This is a genomic window from Mucilaginibacter dorajii (assembly GCF_024808255.1).
Classification (GTDB): Bacteria; Bacteroidota; Bacteroidia; order Sphingobacteriales; family Sphingobacteriaceae; genus Mucilaginibacter; species Mucilaginibacter dorajii.
Genome location: NZ_JANTYS010000007.1, coordinates 306,144 through 327,715, shown reverse-complemented (window position 1 = coordinate 327,715; position 21,572 = coordinate 306,144). Strand labels below are relative to the sequence as shown.

Here is a 21,572-nt window from a genome sequence, read left to right as displayed (position 1 = left end):
TCCTTGCTGAGAAATTCAACGAAAACAGATAAACATGGAGCCAATACGTTGCAAACATAGAGGCCGCATCATTTGAATTATGATACGGCCTCTTTGTTATAAATTAATATTGATCTAAAAATTAGAATTTACCTAATTCCTGAACAAGGTCGATCAGTTTGTTTGAGTAACCCCATTCGTTATCGTACCATGATACAACTTTAACGAAGTTATCATTTAAGCCAATACCTGCTTTTGCATCAAAAATTGAAGTGCGTGCATCGCCTTTGAAATCTTCAGATACTACTTCATCTTCGGTATAACCTAAAATGCCTTTTAATTCGCCTTCAGAAGCAGCTTTCATAGCAGCTTTGATAGCCTCATATGAAGCACCTTTTTTCAAACGTACAGTTAAGTCAACTACAGATACGTCGGCAACTGGTACGCGTAAAGACATACCTGTTAATTTACCTTTTAACTGAGGTAAAACTAAACCAACCGCTTTTGCAGCACCTGTTGATGAAGGGATGATGTTTTGGTAAGCACCACGGCCTCCTCTCCAGTCTTTAGCCGATGGGCCGTCAACTGTTTTTTGAGTCGCTGTAACAGCATGTACAGTAGTCATTAAGCCTTCTTCGATACCGAAGTTATCATCCAATACTTTAGCTATAGGAGCTAAACAGTTGGTAGTACATGAAGCGTTTGAAACGATGTTTTGATCGGCTTTCAATTCTTTATGGTTAACACCCATTACAAATGTAGGGGTATCATCTTTTGCTGGCGCGCTCATTACTACTTTTTTAGCACCGGCGTCGATATGTTTTTGAGCAGTTTCCTGGGTAAGGAATAAACCTGTTGATTCGATGATCACTTCAGCACCTATTTCGCCCCATTTAAGGTTTGAAGGGTCTTTTTCAGCAGTAACACGGATAGTTTTACCGTTTACAACCAAATGGCCGCCTTCAACAGCAATAGTGCCTTTGAATGGTCCGTGAGTTGAATCGTATTTTAACATGTAAGCCATGTAATCTGGCTCAACAAGGTCATTAATACCAACAACTTCAATGTCAGATCTTTCAATTGCGGCTCTGAATGCCAGACGTCCAATACGGCCGAAACCGTTAATTCCTATTTTCATGATTTTTTAATTTTTATTAGAATAGTAGGTTAATAAATTGTTTATGGGTTCTTTAATTATGTTAGCTATTTGAAGATTGGCTTCGGCTGCGCTCTCATACAAAAGTTCCTGGAAGTTGGCAGCAACCGTACCCACAAAATGGATGGAGGCATCGGGATGTTGCTTATGTAAAGGTACCAAATATGTAGAAATGAGCGAACTAAAACCTTTTTTTATGACGCTTTGGAGATGAACATCCGTACGGTTTTCGAGGTAAAAATCGGCAAAGGAGCTTAGGAAAAGCGCGGGTTGTTTTTGGCGATAAACTTTCTCTAAAAGCGTTTTGCGGTCGGCATCGTATTTATGAATAAACTTTTTGCGCAGGTTTGCGGGCAGGGTATTGTTCATAAAGCCTTTGATGAGCTGGCGGCCAAGCCAGTTGCTGCTGCCTTCATCGGCCAGTATGTAGCCCATGCCATAATTGTTGGGCGCAACCTTTTTACCATCGTACCAGGCAGCGTTTGAGCCGCTGCCGCAAATGCTTACTATGCCCGGCGAGTTTTTGCAGCAGGCGATAGCCGCCGCGGCAATATCATGATCAACACTTACCTTGCCAAATTTAAAAAACTGGGAAAGGGCATTGTGGATCACCAGCTTACGCTCGTCTGACGAAGCACCGGCACCAAAAAAGTAAATGCGCTTTATTTCTTCGGCGTGGTGAATAAGGTTGATGTTTTTGTTGAGTAACTGCAGAATGTGTTTTTCGTCGTTAAAATAGGGATTGATACCATTGGTCTTGAAGGAGGCAACAGTTCGGCCCTTATCGGCAAGACGCCAATGGGCAAAGTACGATCCACTATAAACAACTGCAATCATTAATTATATTGATAATATATCAACCATTTGTAAAAGGTCTGCTTCGAGCTTAAACTCATGGTTGTTAAGCGCATCTTCTAAACTGGTGAGCAAAATATGATTGGCCTGTAAGCCTACCATTTTTTGTGTTTCGCCGGCTATTAAAGCGTTAACTGCTGCAAAGCCTAAACGGCTGCCCAAAATCCTGTCGAAACTGGATGGGCTGCCCCCTCTTTGCAAGTGGCCTAAGATAGTAACTTTAATGTCGTAGTTATTAACTTCTTTTTGTACCGCTTTTGCCACGTCATAAACGCCGCCATTCTTGTCGCCTTCGGCCACAATAACAATGCTTGACGACTTTTTATTCATGTGGCCTTCTTTCAAATTCTTGATTAGGTCTTCAATAGCGGTTTGTTTTTCGGGCAGTAAAATAGCCTCTGCACCGCATGAAATGCCGGCACGCAGGGCAATAGCGCCAGAATCCCTACCCATTACTTCGATAAAGAACAAGCGGTCGTGCGCATCTGCTGTATCGCGGATCTTGTCGATAGCTTCGATAACGGTATTGGTAGCCGTATCAAAGCCCAGGGTATAGGTTGAGCCGCAAAGATCATTATCGATAGTGCCCGGAACACCCATAACGGCAATATCCGGGTATTTTTTTGAGAAACGCAGCGCACCGGTAAAGGTACCATCGCCACCAATTACCACAAGGGCATCAATACCGCGTTCTTTTAAGTGTTTATACGCTGTAGCCATACCTTCGTCTTCTTTAAAAGGCAGGCAGCGGGCTGTTTTTAATATGGTACCACCAAGGTTAAGTATATTACTTACCGAACGTTTGTTCATGTCGTACATGTCGTTTTCGATAAGGCCTTTATAGCCCTGGCGAACACCTACTACTTCGAGGCCATTATATAATGCTGTACGTACCACAGCGCGGATGCAGGGATTCATGCCCGGTGCATCGCCACCAGAAGTTAAAACAGCGATTTTTGAAATTTTATGCATTTTTACACCACTAAATTTGTGCTACGAAGATACAGTGTGTAAATTACACCATTAAATTTATTTGTTTTTTTTTGGATTAGGAATTAACATTATATATTTAACTTATAAACTAAATCTCAACAACTATTTTGGAACTAATGCTACCCAAGTTCGATTCCGTATTCTCTATAGATTGCGTAATTTTTGGTTTTGAAGCCGGCGAGCTTAAGATTTTATTGATTGAGCGAAACGAAGAGCCGTATAAAGACTGGTTTGCGCTACCCGGTTATATAGTTGAACAAGACGAAAGTATTGACGATGCTGCCGAGCGGATCCTATACGAGCTTACCGGCTTGCGCGATTTGCATATGCAGCAGTTTCATACCTTTGGCGAGGTTAACAGGCACCCGCAGGGGCGTGTAATTACAGTGGCTTATTATGCCCTTATCAGGATTAACGGCCAAAAGGAATTGCGCCCGGTTACCCAGTTTGCCAAAAAGGCCATCTGGCATTCAGTGAACGATTTGCCAAAGCTGGCATTTGATCACAGTGAGATCTTCAATACCGGTTTTAATAAAATTCGCAGGAGGCTGCACTATCAGCCCATAGCGTTTGAATTACTGCCCGAGAAATTTACGCTCACCCAGCTACAATCGCTGTACGAGGCTGTGCTCAACAAAAAACTGGATAAACGTAACTTCCGCAAAAAAATGCTTAGCTATGGTTTCCTGAAAGAGTTGGATGAAAAACAAAAAGGCGTATCCTACCGCGCCGCCAAGTTATACAAGTTCGACAAACGGAAGTACGGAAAAATTTTTCAGGGCGAGATGAGTTTGGGGTAGGGGAAATCCGCAAAGGCTATTTATACATTGGTTATCTATAACAGAAAAGACCAAGCAAAGTCTGATCCATGATCCCGACAATGTTTGGTCTTTTTTCTATTCACTGCAATAGTATGATTGTTAATGAGTTAAATGACAATCACAATCGCTTGTGCATGATGCGTTATTTACTCTTCTTCAACAATGGGAGCATCAGGAGCATTCTTTTTTACAGATTCAATACCATTATCGCGGCTTGCAACGCTTTCATACATCTGACTCTTACCGATAACCTGTCCGTTTGTTGCTTTCAGGTTAAAATAAAACTTTCCGTTTTTTGAGTTTTCTCTGTCGTAATGGCCATCTTCAGGCGCATTCTTTTTTACAGACTCGATGCCGTTGTTCATTCCTGCTGTAGAGGTGTAACCTTCGCTTGTAAGAATTACTTGTCCGTTAGAGGCTAAAAGATTAAAGTAGTGCTGACCATCTTTACCTTTTTTTGTTGAGAACTTTCCCATAATTTAAGTTGTTTTAATTTGAACAATAATATATATAATTAAAAATAAATCAAATAGCGAACTTTATGATAGTGAGGCAACCATAAAAAATGTTTCAGAATAAATCCATTGTTCAAAAACAATATTTATTTCCTTTTGTTTTGAATTTATCCCCCTTTATTCAGTGAAGTTTGTAGTTCTAAAAAGTATTTAAAAGGCCCTGATAAGTATTTAAAACAAAACCAATTGCTAAATAATATAAACAATAACACTAAATTTTATGGAAGATCTCATTCAAAAAGTAGCCGAAAAAACAGGGATTTCTGCCGACCAGGCAAAAGATGCCATTGTTACCGTAGTTGATCACCTGAAGGATAAATTACCCTGGGGGTTGGGAGACAAAATTGAATCATTTATTAACAACAGCGGAGAGCCTGCTGCTGAAGGTACCGCACCTGCAAATAAGGAAGGTATATTTGATGAGTTAAAGGATAAACTTTCCGGAGGCTTATCAGGTCTGTTTTCATAAAAACCTAATCTATTTTAAAAATTTTAAATTTATTAATTATGAAAAAACTAATCACATTAGCACTTTCCTGCTTTATTTTATTAAGCGCAAATGCATTTGCCCAAAAAGTTGATTCGCTGAAAAAGAAGTCCAGGACTAAAGCAAAAACAGCAATTGCCAAAGTCGATAAAAAGGCTGCCGCGGCTACCACAACGGCTACAACCGCGGTAACTAAAAAAGCGGCTGATGTTAAAGAAAAGGCAGCTGATACTAAAGTTGCTACAGTCGCAGATACTAAAGTTGCCGCAGTCAAAAAAACGAAAGAAACCAAAGTTGCAACTACAAAAGCTGTTACCGAGGGGGTAAACAAAACGGCAGACAAAGCCATAGGAAAGGATGCTAAAGGAAGAACGATTTATGAGGGCCCTAAAGGCGGCCAATACACTTTATCAGAAAGCGGTAAAAAGCAGTATATTAAAACTGCCAATAAGCTTAAAGTGAATTAATGCTTCATTACATTTTAAGGCAAATAAAATAGGCTGTCTACGTGTGTAGGCAGCCTATTTTATTTGCTTTTTTAATTTTGAAGCACTGCGTTTTACTTGCTCCCAAAATAGCACAAGCACTCTGCAAAGTTGATTGCTTGTTTTTTCTTATAAACTGCTTGGCGATAACTCTAAATGGAATTTTACCAGGTTATCTATAGGCGAGCGGATGATATTACCTACAACCATTCCGTTTTCGGTAACTACTTCTTCTAACACGTTACGGAAGTTGTAGCCAACTGAGCCGATACAGTTAAAAGTATATTTTTGATAATCAGGGTAGTGGGTAACCAGGTTGCGGAAAAAGTCTTCGAACGAGGTACGTACTAAATTACGTGAGTATTCAATGTGCACGTTGTTATCGTAAACAAACTTGCTGAAGCTTGCGCAAAAACGGTTTGCACGTGGCTGGGTGTAAACCTGCTCGTTGATATCATCGGGTGTAAGTTTAAAGGTTTCCCAAAACAGGTTGCGCACAGGTTCTGGCATGTAGCCGCGTAAGTAGTCGGTTAATAGTTTTTTACCAATGTAGCAGCCGCTGCCTTCGTCGCCCAAAATGTAAGCGCCAGAATCGATGTTTTGTACCACATCTTTACCATCGTAAATACAGGTATTGGTACCTGTGCCTAAAATGGCGGCAAAGCCTTCGTTGTTGCCTAAAAGGGCACGGGCTGCAGCAAGCAAATCGTGACCAATGTATACTTTTGATTTTGTAAAAACAGCTTCCATGGCTACCTTAACCAGGTTGCGCATATCGGGGGTTGAACAGCCTGCACCGTAGTAGTTAACTTCGGTAATTTCATCCTTCTGCAGGTCGGTAGGCAAACTTTCGTTTAACGATTGAATGATATACTCGGTGCTCGAAAAATAGGGGTTGTATCCTTCGGTATTGAAATAAACTTTTTTACCTTCTTCGGTAACCAAACACCAGTTTGTTTTAGTTGAGCCACCGTCAGCAATTATGATCATAAATTAAGTTTTAGTAGAAAAATTGGTTAAAAGTATGATTAACTTATTGTAAAAAAAACACTTTGGTATCTAAAAGATAAAAATTGCCATTTTCACGTCAATAACACTTTCTTTTTACACAAAATCTAACGTTAACGGCCTTAGGTATCATTATTAGTAACACATTATTATAAAATTGAGGTATTATAATAAATGTTAAATTAACATATAACTGAGGTTAAGGACATTGCAGCGCTTTTTTTTTGCAATTGTACGTAATGTTAAATAATTTAACAACACCTGACAACAATACTTGTGTATAATTATACTAAACCCATTTAGGTTACATGAAGGATAACGAATTTCTGGGCGAAATATGAACCGATTTTATTGTCGGAAATTTTTCCTTTAACCAGCCCAGCACAAACTCAGATCCGGGTTCTTCACTGGCTATGTGGCCAAGCACAATTAGTGATAGCTTATCACCCTTAGCCTGCGCGTCGCGAACGTATTCGGCGGTTTCCCATTCAGATATTTCGCCAACAATCAGCACGTCGGGTTTTATTTTACTGGCCTCGCTTATTTGCCTTTTACCGCCTGCCGCGCCGGGTAAAAACAGCACCTTCTGGCAGTTTTGATCAAGGTTGCCTATGTAGCGCACTTTACTGATGGACAATTTTGTTTTAAGGTAATCAATCAGCGAGCTTAAACTGATGGGCGGGAGCATCAATACATTGCCCAGGTCTGGCCGGTAATAAGGTGCCCATTTTAGCTGGGTTAACACGCCCATGCCTACACCATCGGGTTTAAGGCTGTGTATATAATCGTGGTTGCGCCAAACGGCTATATTATGCGCTTTAAGCAGGGCGGCCTTATGTTGATAAACATCATCATTGGCCAGCCAGGCGGTTTCATCGGCGTGGTTGTAAAATGTTGGCTCGTGGGCTATAATGAAATTTGCATTAAGGGCGATGGCTTGTTTGATCACCTCAATGGTGGCAAACATGGTGGTAACCACGCCGGTAACTTTAATATCGCGGTCGCCGCTTTTCAGGGTATCTACGGTGGATGGAAAAGGGGCGCCCGGAATTTGGCTAATAAATTTATCGATGATCTGCCCAACGGTTACATCGCCATCAGCGTTAAAAAAACTCGCGGCACTGCCAGCAAAGGGTGTGGTTAAAAACGCGGTAGCCGCCGCCACTTTGCTTAGGTTAAAAATGAATTTACGACGGGTGTGATCTTCACTTAATAGGAAAAGCTGTTTTGTTGTATTCATGATTTTTTGTTGGGATTGATCAAATATAGATAATAGGGGCGGAAAGCGCACGCAGAAGGCCAAAGGAAAAATCAAACCAAACAACTCATATAGGGCGTTATTGGTTAATGATTTTGATAAGTGTTGTTCTTACCGTTATCGCCAAGTTATCAGGCGGACTAACCCTCAAAGCATCGGTAATCTAATTGTTACATGTGTTTGTGGCGTTTTAATTGGCCTCATATTCAGTTCGTTTTTAGTTTATGTTAAATTAAAAAATCAAAAACGTTCCTGATAGATGTATCATCATTGTGTCTTATTTACACCCATGGGTTGCAAAATTTAGCAAAGTAGGGTATATTTGCAGTTCATAAGGTAAGTGATTCTCACTTATTAATTGTGATAAGGTTTAGGTTTAAAGCCCCAAGCAGCGAGTGCAAGGGGCTTTTATTTTTTCCTTGATTTTTTTATTTCAATTGACTAAATTGCTTTATGGTAATTGAAGTCATCTTCGGTTTAACAGGAACTATAGCGGCAATTATTGGAAGTGTGTATGTTTTTTACCTGCTGGATAAGCAGCATTGGGGCAAAAATAGACTGAACAAAAAGCACTGAAAATATGTTATTTAGATAGTGACAAATTTTGATTGATATTTTCGGCATAAATTTGCATCTTTGCACCGCGAAAAAACGGAACAACTATTTGGCCAGGGCTTCGGTTCGGGTCCATGTGGAAAAACGTTATTAGCAGATGGTCCTATAGCTCAGCTGGATAGAGCAACAGATTTCTAATCTGTAGGTCTTTGGTTCGAATCCAAATGGGATCACAGTCATTAAAGCCTCTTGGAATTCTCTAAGAGGCTTTTTTGTTGCTTAAAACGGCTTATTTGCGTCCTAAATGCAGTTTGTCATTCTGTTAACTGTTAAAAGTTGTTTGTTTTTTGCTTCAATGTTTAATCCTCTTTCTGTTTCGTATTTCATGCTTTATGTTAAGATTTGGAGCACCTTGGGCGCGTTTTGAATTCAAATTCAGCTGTAAATGCCTTAGATCCTCTCTTGATTCCATATTATTGATGTTTAAGTGAATAAATAACGATGGTGCCACTACAGGCGTATAGATTTAAGGAGTTACTGGAATAAATTGGCTCATTATCGAAAAGCAGATTAAGAGATTTGAACTCCTATTGCGATGTTTTTTCTTCTATAAGATTTGCTTTATGACTCATCCGTTTGATAAGTTTTTTACCAAAATTTTGCATGGGTAGTTCAATCGAATAAAAAAGTACGCTTGAGATAATTCCCGCTATCCCTAATACCAATAAATAATTAATAATGAAGTTTACCGTTGTAGGCATAATTCCAACCTTGTGAATCAAATTCAAACAGTTAAACCGTTCCAACAAAAATATTGCTCCAAAATGTGAAAGATAAAGCGTGTAGCTGATTTCGCCTATATAGGTAATAATAGGGTTGAAAAGGACGCGGGGATGATAAGAGCGTAATGAAAGTATCAGCACTAAAAAAGAGAATGAGAAAAGAAGAAAAGGTTTGAAAATCATTTCCGGTTTTATCGCAACGCAGGCCGAAATTATTATAAATGCAGCAAACGCTGTTTTTGGTCTTATCTTTAGATTATCCTTATCATAAATTAAGAAGTACAAAATTACACCGACTGCAAACACAGGAAGTTGATTGGGAAAGTAGTAAAACATGTAGCCTTCCCAAAGACCGATGTCGGCTATAGGAGAATGCGCATATAAAAAGTGGTATAACGTATATCTTATCACTAAGGAAATGATTAAAAAGATACAGGCATGCTCAATGTTTTTTATCCATTTGAATAACCATGGAAGCATACAATAAAACGATACCTCTACTGCAACTGACCAGCTTCCGGGTACTATGTTATTTATCCAATAAGGACTTAAACCATGTAAGAAAACAAAGTTAGACAACAAGTTAGCAGCTGAGATTGAATTATCGTTCAAACGTATCAGGTAATAAATAACCACCGCCAAGTAATATAGCGGTGCTATCCTGAAAAAACGCCTGATAAAATAATTTTTAACAGGCGTCCTCTCATTTTGTCGGTCGGCGAAAGAAAGGAATAAGGTGAACGCGCTTAAAACGTAAAACAGTTGAACGCCCTGCAATCCATTGTACATTAAGGAACTAACAAAGGGAGGTAAATAGTCATTCACTCCCGAAGTTCTTTGAGTGATGTGAACCATTAGTACTGCTAAAATAGCTAAGCTTCTTAAAACGGTGATGTATTTAAGTTTTTTCATAAAGTATTCGCTACAAGCCACACGTATCCTGAGGTCGCTGTTAATTTGATCAATGAAAAGATCCGGTAATCTTGTGATGTGGCGTTGTTAGGTCGAGTCAATAGCGATTAAATAATTATACGTGAACAAATATATTGTAAATTATGCAACCATCAAGTATAGAGTCTGTCAAAACAGGCTTCCTTGAATACCATTGATTGGGTGTGATAAATAGCAGGTTTATCCAATTAAAAGCCGATCATCAATTATCGCCTAAAAACCACCCTTCCTTTTTTTCCTATAGTGGTAATCTTTTCTTCCTCCCCTAAAACTGCTTTAATTGTTTTATAAACATTTTTACCAGTATAGCGCCCCGTTACGTTCCATGTTAAAGTTTTAGTTTTATCATTCCAATAATAAAGGGTTGTTCTTGTATCGTTTTTAGTATAGTTGTAAGATACACCATCATCTTCGGTCATTTTAAAATTGCCGTTTTTGCCGGGATAAATATGAATTTCAAGTGGGGTAGCCGATGTTTGTTCTGAATATTGAATAACCGGACCTACCGGGAGTATAGTACCAGCGCGTACATATACCGGTATCTCGTCAAGGGCCTTGTTAACCGCAATAATTTTAGGGCCCATGATCACATCGCCGGTATGGTAATCAAACCAGGTATCGGCAGGTAAATAGATGTTTCGCTTACCGCCGGCATTTAATACCGGGGCTGCTAATAGCCCTTTGCCCAGCAGCCATTCGTCGGTCATGTTGGCAACAGAGGTATCTGCCGGAAACTCCATAACTAATGGCCGCATAATAGGGGCACCTGTGTTATAAGCTTCGTGGCCCAGGCTGTAAATATAAGGCAGCAACTGGTACCTTAGGTTAAGCGCTTTGCGCATGGCGTCCTCGCCGTCGGTACCCCAAAGAAAAGGGAAACGCGCGGTAGTGCCGATATTGGAGTGGGAGCGCATGATAGGGAAAAACAGCCCGGCCTGGAACCAGCGGACTAACATTTCTTTAGTTGGCGTACCCTGGAAACCACCTATATCGCAAGATCCGTAGTACATTCCCGATAGGCTGAAATTAAGCAGATCCTTAGGTACATCGGCCAAAGATGGCCAGGTTGACATAATATCACCACTCCATGTGCTGTAGCCGAAACGCTGGGTGCCGGGGCTGAAGGCCCTGTTTAAGGTGAAATGACGATAATTTGGCCGGGCTGACGTTAGCAGATCGTATTGTGCTTTATTCCACCAATAATAGCAGGTGTAATAGGATTCGCCTTCGTCATCCCACCAGGCGTCAACACCCGCTTTGATCAGTGGTTTGTTTTTTTTGTGGTACCATTTTCGTAAACCGGCATTGCTAAAGTTTAAATCGCGGCTATCGGTATTGGCGTTAATGAGCCAGCCATTTTTCCTCGCGGTATCCAACGCGGCGGCATTACCCAGCCTGGGTTTACGGATACCGATGAATTTAAGGCCGTGGCTTTTCATTCCCGCTATTTGTTTGGCAGGGTAGGGGAATAATTTAGGGTTAAAGGTAAAATCGGTAAAGCCCTCTTTACCTTCTTTTTTAACAGCATAATCGGGCAATGTGGTGTACCACTCAAAGTCGAAAATAAAAGCATCTACCGGCAATTTATGCGTGCGGAATTTCATTGCAACATCTGCTATATAAGCGCTATCGGCCCAGCCCCACTGACTTTGCTGATAACCAAAAGCCCACCTTGGCGGAAGCCTGGGCCTGCCGGTGAGTTTTACGTATCCACTTGCGGCATCATACATCGTTTTAGCGGGCCATAAATATAAATTGGCTGCCTTTCCTGTGAATTTCCATGTCAATACCGCTTTATCATTTGTCCTGTCCCAGGTTGCAGGCGTGTCGTCATTTACCGAAACACCAAATGCACTGTAACCCGCATTATTCCAAAAATACGGAATGCCAACAACGCCATTGCCGACAACAGAAGCCGATTGGTTTTTTTCGAGTTCTTTGGATGATTTATTCCCGGAACCATATAGCAAACCTTTGGCGGTATGTGTAATTTGTATCGATGTGCCTGTAGATGAATAAGTACCGTCGCGGATAAGCAGCTTGCCGGCCGCATCGTATAACAACCACACCCTGGTGGCAGTATTAATCATCAATTTTCCATATGTTGTTTTGATGCCATATAATGGGGCGACAGAGATCACCGAATAAGGCGTTACTACCTTATTACCAGGGTCAATGAAAACGCTGTTGATAGTGGCCGGGGCAACAGAGTCGTTTAAACTTAGGCAAAAGGCTCCCCCATTAGCGGTGAGTAAACTCACTTTTTGTTTCCCTGCTTTAACAATAATCCCGTTTGGTAACCTGCTTATTTGTGCAGTTGCTGTAGACACGGTGGCTGATTGTAACATAGCCATTAATAATAACATGAGTAGTCTTTTTTTAACTTTCATTTTGCGAAAAAGATTAGCGCTAAGCCCTGTTGTGTTAAGTGCAGGTAAGTTAGAAATAATTTGCTAAATCGATTTATGTAAATTGTATTTTTTTGCAGATAATCTTTAAAAGCAACAAAATATAGTTTGTAAGTCTTTAGCATTGAGTAAACCTGGGATTAATGCGGGAATCTGATTGGGCTAATTTTGATCGCCACAATTAAAACAGTAAGCCACATACTTAGGCTGTTTTTTGTATATTTAAAATCTTGGGTGCAGCTGAACAGCATCAAGGCTTTTAATTTTAAATGACGCTAACGATAAATCTTTGGACTAAAACAAGTAAGTTTTACAAAGTTGGTTTATGTATAACTGTAATAACATTTTCATCTGTTGCACTGCTTGCTTACTTAAATCCGCATAGTGTGCCTATTTCCCATCACGATAGATCTCTGTTGGAGGTGCTTTTTGATATATCATTAGGTACTTGTGGTATTTTCTCTGCTCTTTTTTTAGTTCTGGTGGTGGCTTATAACATTGGCAAATATCATAACGATGGTGAGTTGGTGTTGGCCGACGACTATTTGATCATTGATAACATTAAAATACCGCTCGATCAAATAAAATACATCAACCTGAAGATTTCGCCACGTAATCCAAAAACTTTAGTGTTGGGGAAAAACCTGATTACATTAGGCGATGTAAACGGCAATCAATACATGCGGAAATTCGTTATCACATCATATTTGGAAAACGAAGATTTTGAGAAAAAGTTGAGCTTGTGGCGGGCCCGGGGGGTAGGTATTTATGCATATTATAACGGTATTTAAACGCGCTCAATTCAAGGTGCTTGTTTTTTTCCCACCAGCTCATTTGGCGAATACCCGAACTGATTTTTAAACGCGTATGAAAAGTGCGACAGGTTTTCAAACCCCACCTCTACATAAACATCAATGGGTTTGCGCTGCTTTTCGGCTATGTGATAGTGGGCCAACTGCAGGCGTTTTTGGGTAAGCCATTTTTGGGGTGTGGTGTTAAAGGCTTTTTTAAAGTCGCGCCTTAGGGTTGCCAGGCTGCGACCCGTTAAATACCCAAACCTATCCAGCGTCATATTAAACATGTAGTTGCGCTCCATAAAGTCGGTAAGGTTTATTTTGCCGGGTTCATCAAAATTGGCCAGTGAGCCATCTACATCTTTATCAATCGACCTTAATATGCTGATGGCTTCTTCAATTTTGATGGCCGCGATATCAGGAGGGAGGTTTTCACCAAGGTCGAAATAAGGGATCAGTGAGGCCAGGCAGCTCTCCAATAACGGATGCTTTGAAAATCGGTAAACTTTTTGAAGCGGATGTAATCTGCCGGTTGTTTTATGCCTGGCGTAAAAGTCCTTTAGCCTATCTTTAGTAAGATGCATAGCTACCGCCTGGTGCGGCTTTCCGTCTTTAGGGTAGTTGATAACGGTGGCCAATTGGTTACGTGGAATAAGAAAAGTATCACCGGCATTAAAAGTATAAGTAGCATCGGCCTGGATAATTTTGGTTTCGCCCGAGATGAACCAAACCAGCATATGATGCTCAAACATCACCTCTGTTTTAAAAAGCCTGCCGGTAAACAGCGAGAGTTTAATATTGGGAGTGATATATTTTGTTTCAAATTCCATGGCGTACAAATAGTAAAACTACAAAAATTAAACAAGCCGGCATATTTGGCCAGCCTGTTTAAAACGGAGTATTATCAGCGCTTTATTAATTTACCTGGAACGATACGCCGGTCATTTCCTCGCTTAAAGTCCACAATTTGGCGGCGTTTTCCGCATCAACCGAGTAGGGTTGCACGCCGTGTAACGAGGAAGGATCGTTATAATTATGTTCGATGTTTCCTTCATCCAGTTGGGCTACATCGGCATTTTCGCAGTAAACACCGCCAATATTATCCAATTGCGCGTTGGTAGCGCACCATACCGATGTGGCCGCACCCTGCTCCACATTTTTGAGCTTGGCTGCTACTTCGGGGAAGATGTCGCCATTGGCGTCGTGCGTACCCATTTGTTGAAATAAGGCCATTGGGGCTACTCTTCCAAGGTCAGTACCGATCACCGATCCCGGGTGCACCGAAAATGACCGTATACCAAAAGCTTTGCCACGGTGGTCAAGCTCGACCGTGAATAAATTATTAGCCGTTTTAGATTGACCATAGCCCTGCAGGGTTTCATAATCCCGGTTCACAAAATTGGGGTCATCAAAATTAAAAGGTGCCATCTGGTGCCCGTACGATGATACATTAACCACCCTTGCGCCATTGGCTTTCTTTAGCGCAGGCCAAAGCCTGGCGGTTAACTGAAAATGCCCCAGGTGGTTGGTAGCAAGCTGCGATTCGTACCCTCGTTTATCACGCTGTAGCGGTACCCACATAATCCCGGCATTATTAACCAGGATATGAAGCTGATCATTGGTAGCCATGAATTTTGCCGCAAAGGCATCTATGGATTCCGGGTCCATCAAATCCATGTATTCTATCGTTACATTGGTTACACCTTTCAGGTTGTCGGTTGCTTTATCAACATCCCGCGCAGGTATAATTACTTTAGCGCCCGCGGCTACCAAAGTTTTCACGGTTTCGAGCCCTATCCCGGCGTAGCCGCCGGTAACAATGGCTGTTTTTCCATTAAGGCTAATCCCTTGTATCGCATCATGCACAGTTGAGGTAGCGCCAAAACCCGAATTGATTGGGGTTTGAAACGCCCCGTTATAATTGTCTTTTAATTTCATTTTCTTAAATTTTTAATAGCTCAAAGCTACGGGGCGATCAATAAATCAGCTTTGTTTAAAACGTCAAAGTATTTTGTTTAAAACGTCAATTTTTATGGGTTGAATGATCTGTTTTTATGTTTATATTTATGCTATGTATGCCGATTTAACCCCGAATCAAAAAAAGCTTGTCGATTTTATGGGCGAGCTATCAGAAAAAGCCTACTACGCAGGTTGGATGCTTAATTTAGAATATGTTTTGTGGGATGCTGTAATCAATGGCGAGCGTGAATACGGAATAGATAAGATCACGCAGGCAGATATCGACAATCTTACCGCTCTTTCAAAACTCACAAAAGGCTGGATCTATTATGACGACCACGCAGAAGAAACTGCGATTTCGATAGACCAATGGCTCGAAAAATTTAAAACAGATATTGGTAAAGATCCGGGTTTGATAATAGGATAATTTACCATCATTGCATAATCCGTTTCCTACCTTTACCTAATCCAAACCATGTTCAAAACCATCCGGAACGATTATCAAAATCTACCTAAACAAAAATTCTACAGTAAATATGTGGCGTATTCTTTTTTGGGGATGCTGACCTTATTGCTATGCTGCCAGCTTATCGCACAGTTGTATACTACAAACCAATTCCATAAGGTTACCGGAACTTTGGTTAAAAAAGAAAGGGGACCGGCTTACTATACCCGGGGACGTGGGCGAATCATGAATAAAAATTACGCCTACCTCATTACTCTAAATAACGGCATTACTTACACCATTAACCTGGATGGTAACGTTTACCCCATTAGTGAAACACTTAAACCAGGCGGAAACGTTACTATTTATATGGCAACCGGGCTTTACAACGTACTCAGCCTATCCGTCCTCAGCCAAAGGAACTGTGTAAGTCAGTTTGAGTACAATAACGTTATCCTGTATAGTTTCGATTATCAAAAACAACGGGATGTATCGTTTATATGGTATTTGGTGGGAGCCATCCTGGTGTTTTGTTATGTGATTTACAGGTCCGATTTTTATAATTTACCTTAACACGCCGGGTTAAATATACAATGCGCCTATTGTAAATAACAAAGCTACAGTCATCACTATAAAACCCAGTTTTAAAAACGTCCACGCGTTTACGGTTATTCCCTCGCGGCGCAACGCTACCAGCCATAATATGGTAGCCAACGAGCCGGTAATAGATAGGTTTGGCCCCAAATCGATGCCTATCAATATGGCACTTTTTACCATTTCGGGGATATGGCCTGCCTGCACGGCGTTACCGGCAATAAGCCCTGCTGGTAAATTATTCATGAAGTTACAGCTAAAGGCGGTTATGATTCCGCTGCCCCATACTGTACCACTTACAGATCGCGCTACACTTTGCTGTAATATGGTGCTTATGTTTTGAATAAGCCCGGTTTTGCTAAGCGCCTCAACTATTACAAACAAACCGGCTACCAGGGGGAGTACAGACCATGAAACACCTTTGATTACAACCAAGGGGTTCTTTTTGGCCATGATGATCACAATAGCCGAGGTAATGATGCCTGTAATGGCTGTTGGCAAACCCAGCTGTATATCAAAAGCAGACGACAGCAGCAATATAACGGCGGTAGCCGCGATGCCAATCAACGCGGTTTTACCACCGGTAGATAGCGAAGGAATACTGATATCGCTTTCAATGGCCTGGTTTAGATTTTTGCGCTGCGTTAAATACAGCATAGCATAAGTTATAATCACAGCAACTGCGGATGGCAAGGCATAGGTATGCAGCCATTGCAATAAGGCAGGCATATGGCTGCCATAAATAACCAGGTTTGCCGGGTTTGATATTGGTAATACAAATGACGCCGCGTTGGCTATAAACGCGCATATAAAGAGATAGGGTAACGGTTTATTCACTTTAGCGGCTTTTACGGCTGCAGCCACAGCAGGCGTTAAAACAACTGCGGTGGCATCATTTGATAAAAAAGCGGTTACAACAACACCCACCAGGTAAATGAGCAGGAACAACCTCCCTGATGATCCTTTGGCCATTTTGGTGGCATGTGCAGCAAGCCAGTCGAAAAGTTTTTCTTCGCGGGCGGTTTCGGCCAATAACATCATACCGGTTAAAAACAGGTAAACATCACTGCCTTTGCCTACGCCATTCAGCCCTTCGGGCGGAGAGATCAGACCGGTTATTAACAACACAATTGCCCCTGCTAAGGCCCATATAAATTCGGGAACTTTAAACGGACGAATAATAACGCCTGCTATAGCTAAAAATGAAATGATCCAGATGGTAAAGTGCGTCATTATAAATTAATACAAAATGTATCGGCGAATTTAATGCTTACAATGATTAATTTTTATGTGCCAAAATGATTGGAGCTGAAATTATTAAATTACCCTAATGTCTATATTGCGTTGTGAAACCTATCATATTCCACACCCCCGATAAATTACGAAAGATACTTTGGTATCACTTATACATTATTCTGTTAGCGCTGGCACCGCTTTTGGTTTCTATTGCTGCAGGTTTTATAGGCAACTGCATGGGTTGTAACATCAATGAGGGAGGTACAGATGCCTGCGTGAGGTTGGGTATTTCTTTTGGCAATGTGCTTAATCCCTTGGGGGTACTGGGTTGGCTGTGTATTATTACGGTGCCTTTAGGTATAATTGCAGCGATCGTTTTAATTATCGCAGCCATTCATGATACCATTTATCATAAAAATAACCCTTAATTCAATAGCTTATTGATGGCTTTTACCAGTTTATCTATATCAAAAGGTTTGGGCAGATAAATATCGTAATTAAAATTGGCCAATGAGATGGCCTGCCTGTGATACGCCGACATTAGGATTACCGGGATGTGTTTGGTTTCCTGGGTGCTTTTAATCATCTGGCATATTTTGCCGCCATTCATTCCCGGTAGCATATAATCGGTTAGTACCAGATCTGGCCTGTGGGCTTTAATAGATTCAATAATATCATGGGTATGGCTAAGTCCGGTAACAGCAAAATTGTTGTAAGTTAAAACCGACTCAACTGTACTTAAAATATCAGCGTCGTCTTCAATGATCAATATGTTCTTTAGCATGGTAAAAGAGAGCTTAAAGTTAAAATAAATACCTGGTTGCGTACCGGGAGATTTACGAAACCTCAAAAATAGACTGGATCTTGTGACGGTTAATTGGTTTTGAAATAAAATCAACTACTAGCGGGTTTGACAGCGACCTGTTTTTATCTAAGTTTGATACAGATGATGATAACACATATATTTTACTTTTTTTCAACGGGTCGATATTCAAACGACTAAATTCATCCAAAAACTGCCAGCCATTCATCATAGGCATGGTTAGGTCTAAAAATATAAAATCGGGAAAAAGATGGGGCGTAGTTCTGCTGATGCTCATCAGTTTATTAATTGCGCTTTGGCCATCCATACAGGCATCAAATTTTGAATTTGTTAATACCTTCTTTACCACCGTTTCAAAAATATAATTATCAATTTCGCCATCATCAATTACTAATATATTTGAAGTTATATCTTTTGGTTTCATGGATAATTAAACTAATATACTGTGAAAATGTTTATAAAAGAAAAATAAATTCCAATTATATGGTATGGTTATTAATTAATAAGCACAAGTGTTTAGTGTATATCAAGTGCTAATGTAGGTATTGCCTATTAATTAGCTACCCCGGTATTTTAACGGTAAAACAGTAGGTGTTTTAACGGGGCGGAAAAATCGCGCTGTTGGTTAAAAAGAGCCTTCAAAGTGCCTTCCTGCTATTAAAAAAATCGCCCTCGAAGGTATAGATGTAGAAAGGCGGGTAGCTCCTATGGAGCAAAAGAACTAGCTGAATTTTTTGTCTACAAATAGGTAGCCGCTATGCGGCATTCTGTCGGTATCAAATTATAATCGCGACATGTCCATGTAGCACCACTATGAAAGTTTTTGCCGCATAGCGGCTACCCATTTGTAGCAAACCATATACCCCGCCCGCGATGCCGCGTAGCGGCTACCTATCCTCAATTTAAAAGTCCTTTTTAAAATTAGATTTATATTGTAAATAAAATTAGATAAGACTAATTATTTTTATTTGTTTTGCAATTAAAATAAAAGTCGATCAATGAAAATATTGTACATGTTCTTAACCCTTTCCCTGTTAACGCTAACTACTCATGCTCAAAATGGCATGTTAAAAGGCAGGCTTACCACTGCCGGCGAACCCATTCCGTTTGGTAGTATAATTTTAACCGGAACTAACAAGGGCACCACTGCCAACGAAAAAGGCTATTATCAGCTTCAAAACATTGCGCCCGGTAATTATGAGGTCTCGTTTTCGGCAATTGGCTATCTGCCTCAAAAACTAAGGGTAGCCATCAGTAAGCAGCAGGCAACCGTTTTAAACGGTAGTCTTAAAGAAAATTACTCCAAGTTGAACGAAGTTGTGGTTACCGGCGTATCTCGCGCTACCGAGCTGCGCAAAAACCCGGTACCTATAGCCGTAATGACCAAAAAGGAAATGAACGAGAACGTGAACAACAACATTATTGATGCCATTGTGAAAGGCGTTCCCGGTGTTAATGCGGTTACTACAGGACCAAATATTTCGAAACCCTTCATCAGGGGGCTGGGTTATAACCGGGTGCTAACCCTTTATGACGGCATCAGGCAGGAGGGGCAGCAATGGGGCGATGAGCATGGTATCGAAATTGACCAATATGGTATTGGCCGCGCGGAGGTAATCAAAGGGCCTGCCAGTTTAACCTATGGTTCTGATGCCATAGCCGGTGTTATCAACCTGATTCCCGCAACGCCAGCCGGACGGGACAGTGTTTTGAAAGGCGATTATGTGGCCGATTACCACACCAACAACGGGATGATCGGCACATCTCTGGGGCTGGCTTATAAGCAAAACGGCTGGCGCTATGCGTTCAGGGCTACGATAAAAACGGCAAATGATTATCACAATAAAATTGATGGCTACGTTTACAACACCGGCTTTAGGGAATACAATTTATCGGGGATGGTTAGGCTTGATAAAAATTGGGGCTACTCGCAAATAGCGGCCACATTATATGATAACCAGCAGGAAATTCCCGATGGCAGCCGTGATTCGCTTACCCGGCGTTTTACCAAACAGGTAAATGAAATTGCAACCGATGATATTAAAGCCCGGCCGCTGGTTAGCAATAACGAGTTAACATCATATGGCATAGCACCCCTGCATCAGCGCATACAACATTACCGGCTTTATACCCATAACCAGGTAAAAATCGGCAATAGCAGCCTTGATGCCGCGCTTGGCCTTCAGCAAAGTGTACGACGGGAATATGACCATCCCACCTTGCCGCAACAGGCGGGTTTGTATGTGGTGCTTAATACGCTTAACTACGATCTGAAATATAATCTTCCGGCTATCGGCGGTATAGAAAGTACCATCGGCGTAAACGGCATGTACCAGGCTAACCGCAGTAAGGCTGCGACAGATTTTCCTATCCCCGATTATAATTTATTTGATGCAGGTGCTTTCCTGTTTATGAAGAAAACGTTCGGCAAGCTTGATATTTCGGGTGGCATCAGGTATGACAACCGCCACATCAGCTGGCGCGATTTTTATGTAGGGCCAAACCCTGCAAACGGTTTTGAACGGCAAATTAAACTGCCCGATACCGCTGGCGCCCACCTGCAATTCCCGGCATTTAAACATGTGTATAAAGGTGTATCGGGGAGTTTGGGTTTTACCTATAACATTAACGAAAGGTTACTGCTTAAAGCAAACATTGCCCGTGGCTACCGGGCACCAAATATCACCGAGATTGGCTCAAACGGGCTTGACCCCGGTGCGCATATTGTTTATTTAGGCAATAGGGGCTTTAACCCCGAGTTTAGCTTACAGGAAGATCTGGGCATAATATCATACCTGCCGGATGCCGACCTGACTGCCGAGTTTTTTAACAACCAGGTTGACAACTACATTTACCAGGCCAAACTAACCGATGCCGGGGGCAAGCCGGTAGTTATCGTTCCCGGTAACAGTACCTATGAATACCAGCAGTCAAAAGCCCGGCTTTACGGTGCCGAATTTACCGTTAACCTGCATCCGCGTGCTGTAAAATGGCTGTCATTTAACAATAGCCTGGCCTGTGTTACAGGTATTAATCAAAATAAGCAATTGGTAGCGCAATCAAACGGTGCGGCAAAATACCTGCCTTTTATTCCGCCGCTGCATATCCGGTCGGAGTTAAAGGTTACTTTGCAGCGGGCGTATGGCGCGTTTTCAAAGATCTATCTAAAGGCTGAAGCGGATGCTTATGCCGCCCAAAATCGCTTTTACGCGTTGGATAATACAGAAACTGCCACGCCTGGCTACACGCTTATTAATGTTGGCGCGGGCACAACCATCAAGCTGAGATCAGAGAAAACATTATGTGAGCTTTTTTTCCAGGTAGATAACCTGTTTGATACCGCTTACCAATCAAATCTTAACCGTTTAAAGTATTTTGAATATTACACCGCCTCGCCAAATGGCAGGTTAGGCATCTACAACATCGGCAGGAACATCAGTTTTAAGGCGGTGTTTCCGTTTTGATAAG

Annotated in this window: 21 protein-coding genes and 1 tRNA gene; 9 read left to right on the top strand and 13 right to left on the bottom strand. The window is 41.3% G+C overall.

Translation table 11 applies throughout. The features are described 5' to 3' along the window. Positions 1–121: 121 nt before the first annotated feature. From gap to pfkA, 3 genes are read right to left on the bottom strand one after another with little or no spacing between them, the layout of a single operon-like run. Positions 122–1,117 (bottom strand): type I glyceraldehyde-3-phosphate dehydrogenase, encoded by a 996-nt coding sequence (gap, locus tag FHS10_RS12250; protein ID WP_259090966.1) that lies wholly within the window; start codon positions 1,115–1,117, stop codon positions 122–124. 6 nt (positions 1,118–1,123) lie between these two features. Continuing rightward, positions 1,124–1,972, bottom strand: coding sequence for a hypothetical protein (locus tag FHS10_RS12245; protein WP_259090961.1), 849 nt, complete (start codon positions 1,970–1,972; stop codon positions 1,124–1,126). Positions 1,973–1,975: 3 nt separating this feature from the next. After that, the gene (gene pfkA, locus FHS10_RS12240) at positions 1,976–2,962 is read right to left on the bottom strand and encodes a 6-phosphofructokinase (RefSeq protein WP_259090960.1); all 987 of its coding nucleotides are present in this window, start codon (positions 2,960–2,962) and stop codon (positions 1,976–1,978) included. Between the two features lie 128 nt (positions 2,963–3,090). Between pfkA and FHS10_RS12235 the strand changes: the two genes are divergently transcribed. After that, positions 3,091–3,783 (top strand): NUDIX hydrolase, encoded by a 693-nt coding sequence (locus tag FHS10_RS12235; protein ID WP_374759825.1) that lies wholly within the window; start codon positions 3,091–3,093, stop codon positions 3,781–3,783. Positions 3,784–3,950: 167 nt separating this feature from the next. On the opposite strand, the gene FHS10_RS12230 is transcribed toward FHS10_RS12235, so the two are convergent. Further along, positions 3,951–4,280: a YegP family protein gene (locus FHS10_RS12230; RefSeq protein ID WP_259090955.1), complete on the bottom strand. Its 330-nt coding sequence runs from the start codon at positions 4,278–4,280 to the stop codon at positions 3,951–3,953. Positions 4,281–4,539: 259 nt separating this feature from the next. Here FHS10_RS12230 and FHS10_RS12225 point away from each other — a divergent pair, with 259 nt between their 5' ends. Together FHS10_RS12225 and FHS10_RS12220 are read left to right on the top strand one after the other, a co-directional pair. Then, a complete protein-coding gene (locus FHS10_RS12225) occupies positions 4,540–4,788 on the top strand; it encodes an HU family DNA-binding protein (protein WP_259090953.1) in 249 nt (82 codons plus the stop codon). A 38-nt stretch (positions 4,789–4,826) separates the two neighbouring features. Further along, on the top strand, positions 4,827–5,273 hold the full coding sequence (locus tag FHS10_RS12220; protein ID WP_259090951.1) for a hypothetical protein: 447 nt from the start codon (positions 4,827–4,829) through the stop codon (positions 5,271–5,273). Between the two features lie 147 nt (positions 5,274–5,420). Here the strand turns inward: FHS10_RS12220 and FHS10_RS12215 are convergent, their stop codons facing one another. Together FHS10_RS12215 and FHS10_RS12210 are read right to left on the bottom strand one after the other, a co-directional pair. After that, positions 5,421–6,281, bottom strand: coding sequence for an N-acetylglucosamine kinase (locus FHS10_RS12215; protein WP_259090949.1), 861 nt, complete (start codon positions 6,279–6,281; stop codon positions 5,421–5,423). Between the two features lie 322 nt (positions 6,282–6,603). Beyond that, the gene (locus FHS10_RS12210; protein WP_259090948.1) at positions 6,604–7,539 is read right to left on the bottom strand and encodes a Nif3-like dinuclear metal center hexameric protein; all 936 of its coding nucleotides are present in this window, start codon (positions 7,537–7,539) and stop codon (positions 6,604–6,606) included. Positions 7,540–8,271: 732 nt separating this feature from the next. Between FHS10_RS12210 and FHS10_RS12205 the strand changes: the two genes are divergently transcribed. Beyond that, a tRNA-Arg gene (locus tag FHS10_RS12205) sits at positions 8,272–8,345 on the top strand. 354 nt (positions 8,346–8,699) lie between these two features. Here FHS10_RS12205 and FHS10_RS12200 read toward each other — a convergent pair. Beyond that, positions 8,700–9,806, bottom strand: coding sequence for an acyltransferase family protein (locus tag FHS10_RS12200; protein ID WP_259090946.1), 1,107 nt, complete (start codon positions 9,804–9,806; stop codon positions 8,700–8,702). A 245-nt stretch (positions 9,807–10,051) separates the two neighbouring features. Then, positions 10,052–12,235 (bottom strand): glycoside hydrolase family 31 protein, encoded by a 2,184-nt coding sequence (locus FHS10_RS12195; protein WP_259090945.1) that lies wholly within the window; start codon positions 12,233–12,235, stop codon positions 10,052–10,054. A 287-nt stretch (positions 12,236–12,522) separates the two neighbouring features. Between FHS10_RS12195 and FHS10_RS12190 the strand changes: the two genes are divergently transcribed. Continuing rightward, on the top strand, positions 12,523–13,044 hold the full coding sequence (locus FHS10_RS12190; RefSeq protein WP_259090944.1) for a hypothetical protein: 522 nt from the start codon (positions 12,523–12,525) through the stop codon (positions 13,042–13,044). 11 nt (positions 13,045–13,055) lie between these two features. On the opposite strand, the gene FHS10_RS12185 is transcribed toward FHS10_RS12190, so the two are convergent. After that, positions 13,056–13,877: an AraC family transcriptional regulator gene (locus FHS10_RS12185; protein WP_259090942.1), complete on the bottom strand. Its 822-nt coding sequence runs from the start codon at positions 13,875–13,877 to the stop codon at positions 13,056–13,058. Between the two features lie 85 nt (positions 13,878–13,962). After that, complete coding sequence (locus FHS10_RS12180) at positions 13,963–14,985, bottom strand: SDR family NAD(P)-dependent oxidoreductase (protein ID WP_259090941.1); 1,023 nt, start codon at positions 14,983–14,985, stop codon at positions 13,963–13,965. A gap of 103 nt (positions 14,986–15,088) precedes the next feature. Between FHS10_RS12180 and FHS10_RS12175 the strand changes: the two genes are divergently transcribed. Beyond that, entirely contained in the window at positions 15,089–15,433 is a 345-nt protein-coding gene (locus FHS10_RS12175; protein WP_259090939.1) for a hypothetical protein, read from the top strand. A 48-nt stretch (positions 15,434–15,481) separates the two neighbouring features. Continuing rightward, on the top strand, positions 15,482–16,024 hold the full coding sequence (locus FHS10_RS12170) for a hypothetical protein (RefSeq protein ID WP_259090938.1): 543 nt from the start codon (positions 15,482–15,484) through the stop codon (positions 16,022–16,024). A 9-nt stretch (positions 16,025–16,033) separates the two neighbouring features. Here the strand turns inward: FHS10_RS12170 and FHS10_RS12165 are convergent, their stop codons facing one another. Next, the gene (locus FHS10_RS12165) at positions 16,034–17,278 is read right to left on the bottom strand and encodes an arsenic transporter (protein WP_259090936.1); all 1,245 of its coding nucleotides are present in this window, start codon (positions 17,276–17,278) and stop codon (positions 16,034–16,036) included. Positions 17,279–17,391: 113 nt separating this feature from the next. On the opposite strand from FHS10_RS12165, the gene FHS10_RS12160 reads away from it, so the two are divergent. Then, the gene (locus tag FHS10_RS12160) at positions 17,392–17,709 is read left to right on the top strand and encodes a hypothetical protein (RefSeq protein WP_259090934.1); all 318 of its coding nucleotides are present in this window, start codon (positions 17,392–17,394) and stop codon (positions 17,707–17,709) included. On the opposite strand, the gene FHS10_RS12155 is transcribed toward FHS10_RS12160, so the two are convergent. Then, the gene (locus FHS10_RS12155; RefSeq protein WP_259090932.1) at positions 17,706–18,065 is read right to left on the bottom strand and encodes a response regulator; all 360 of its coding nucleotides are present in this window, start codon (positions 18,063–18,065) and stop codon (positions 17,706–17,708) included. The two genes, FHS10_RS12160 and FHS10_RS12155, sit on opposite strands and share 4 nt — an antisense overlap. 52 nt (positions 18,066–18,117) lie before the next feature. Next, complete coding sequence (locus FHS10_RS12150) at positions 18,118–18,528, bottom strand: response regulator (protein ID WP_259090931.1); 411 nt, start codon at positions 18,526–18,528, stop codon at positions 18,118–18,120. A 574-nt stretch (positions 18,529–19,102) separates the two neighbouring features. Here FHS10_RS12150 and FHS10_RS12145 point away from each other — a divergent pair. Continuing rightward, on the top strand, positions 19,103–21,568 hold the full coding sequence (locus FHS10_RS12145) for a TonB-dependent receptor (RefSeq protein ID WP_259090929.1): 2,466 nt from the start codon (positions 19,103–19,105) through the stop codon (positions 21,566–21,568). The last annotated feature ends 4 nt before the right edge of the window (positions 21,569–21,572 follow it).

Excerpts from the sequence above, each read along its gene's own strand:
- gap (WP_259090966.1), bottom strand. The coding sequence starts at position 1,117 with ATGAAAATAGGAATTAACGGTTTCGGCCGTATTGGACGTCTGGCATTC.
- FHS10_RS12245 (WP_259090961.1), bottom strand. The coding sequence starts at position 1,972 with ATGATTGCAGTTGTTTATAGTGGATCGTACTTTGCCCATTGGCGTCTT.
- pfkA (WP_259090960.1), bottom strand. The coding sequence starts at position 2,962 with ATGCATAAAATTTCAAAAATCGCTGTTTTAACTTCTGGTGGCGATGCA.
- FHS10_RS12230 (WP_259090955.1), bottom strand. The coding sequence starts at position 4,280 with ATGGGAAAGTTCTCAACAAAAAAAGGTAAAGATGGTCAGCACTACTTT.
- FHS10_RS12225 (WP_259090953.1), top strand. The coding sequence starts at position 4,540 with ATGGAAGATCTCATTCAAAAAGTAGCCGAAAAAACAGGGATTTCTGCC.
- FHS10_RS12220 (WP_259090951.1), top strand. The coding sequence starts at position 4,827 with ATGAAAAAACTAATCACATTAGCACTTTCCTGCTTTATTTTATTAAGC.
- FHS10_RS12215 (WP_259090949.1), bottom strand. The coding sequence starts at position 6,281 with ATGATCATAATTGCTGACGGTGGCTCAACTAAAACAAACTGGTGTTTG.
- FHS10_RS12210 (WP_259090948.1), bottom strand. The coding sequence starts at position 7,539 with ATGAATACAACAAAACAGCTTTTCCTATTAAGTGAAGATCACACCCGT.
- FHS10_RS12200 (WP_259090946.1), bottom strand. The coding sequence starts at position 9,806 with ATGAAAAAACTTAAATACATCACCGTTTTAAGAAGCTTAGCTATTTTA.
- FHS10_RS12195 (WP_259090945.1), bottom strand. The coding sequence starts at position 12,235 with ATGAAAGTTAAAAAAAGACTACTCATGTTATTATTAATGGCTATGTTA.
- FHS10_RS12190 (WP_259090944.1), top strand. The coding sequence starts at position 12,523 with ATGACGCTAACGATAAATCTTTGGACTAAAACAAGTAAGTTTTACAAA.
- FHS10_RS12185 (WP_259090942.1), bottom strand. The coding sequence starts at position 13,877 with ATGGAATTTGAAACAAAATATATCACTCCCAATATTAAACTCTCGCTG.
- FHS10_RS12180 (WP_259090941.1), bottom strand. The coding sequence starts at position 14,985 with ATGAAATTAAAAGACAATTATAACGGGGCGTTTCAAACCCCAATCAAT.
- FHS10_RS12175 (WP_259090939.1), top strand. The coding sequence starts at position 15,089 with ATGATCTGTTTTTATGTTTATATTTATGCTATGTATGCCGATTTAACC.
- FHS10_RS12170 (WP_259090938.1), top strand. The coding sequence starts at position 15,482 with ATGTTCAAAACCATCCGGAACGATTATCAAAATCTACCTAAACAAAAA.
- FHS10_RS12165 (WP_259090936.1), bottom strand. The coding sequence starts at position 17,278 with ATGACGCACTTTACCATCTGGATCATTTCATTTTTAGCTATAGCAGGC.
- FHS10_RS12155 (WP_259090932.1), bottom strand. The coding sequence starts at position 18,065 with ATGCTAAAGAACATATTGATCATTGAAGACGACGCTGATATTTTAAGT.
- FHS10_RS12150 (WP_259090931.1), bottom strand. The coding sequence starts at position 18,528 with ATGAAACCAAAAGATATAACTTCAAATATATTAGTAATTGATGATGGC.
- FHS10_RS12145 (WP_259090929.1), top strand. The coding sequence starts at position 19,103 with ATGAAAATATTGTACATGTTCTTAACCCTTTCCCTGTTAACGCTAACT.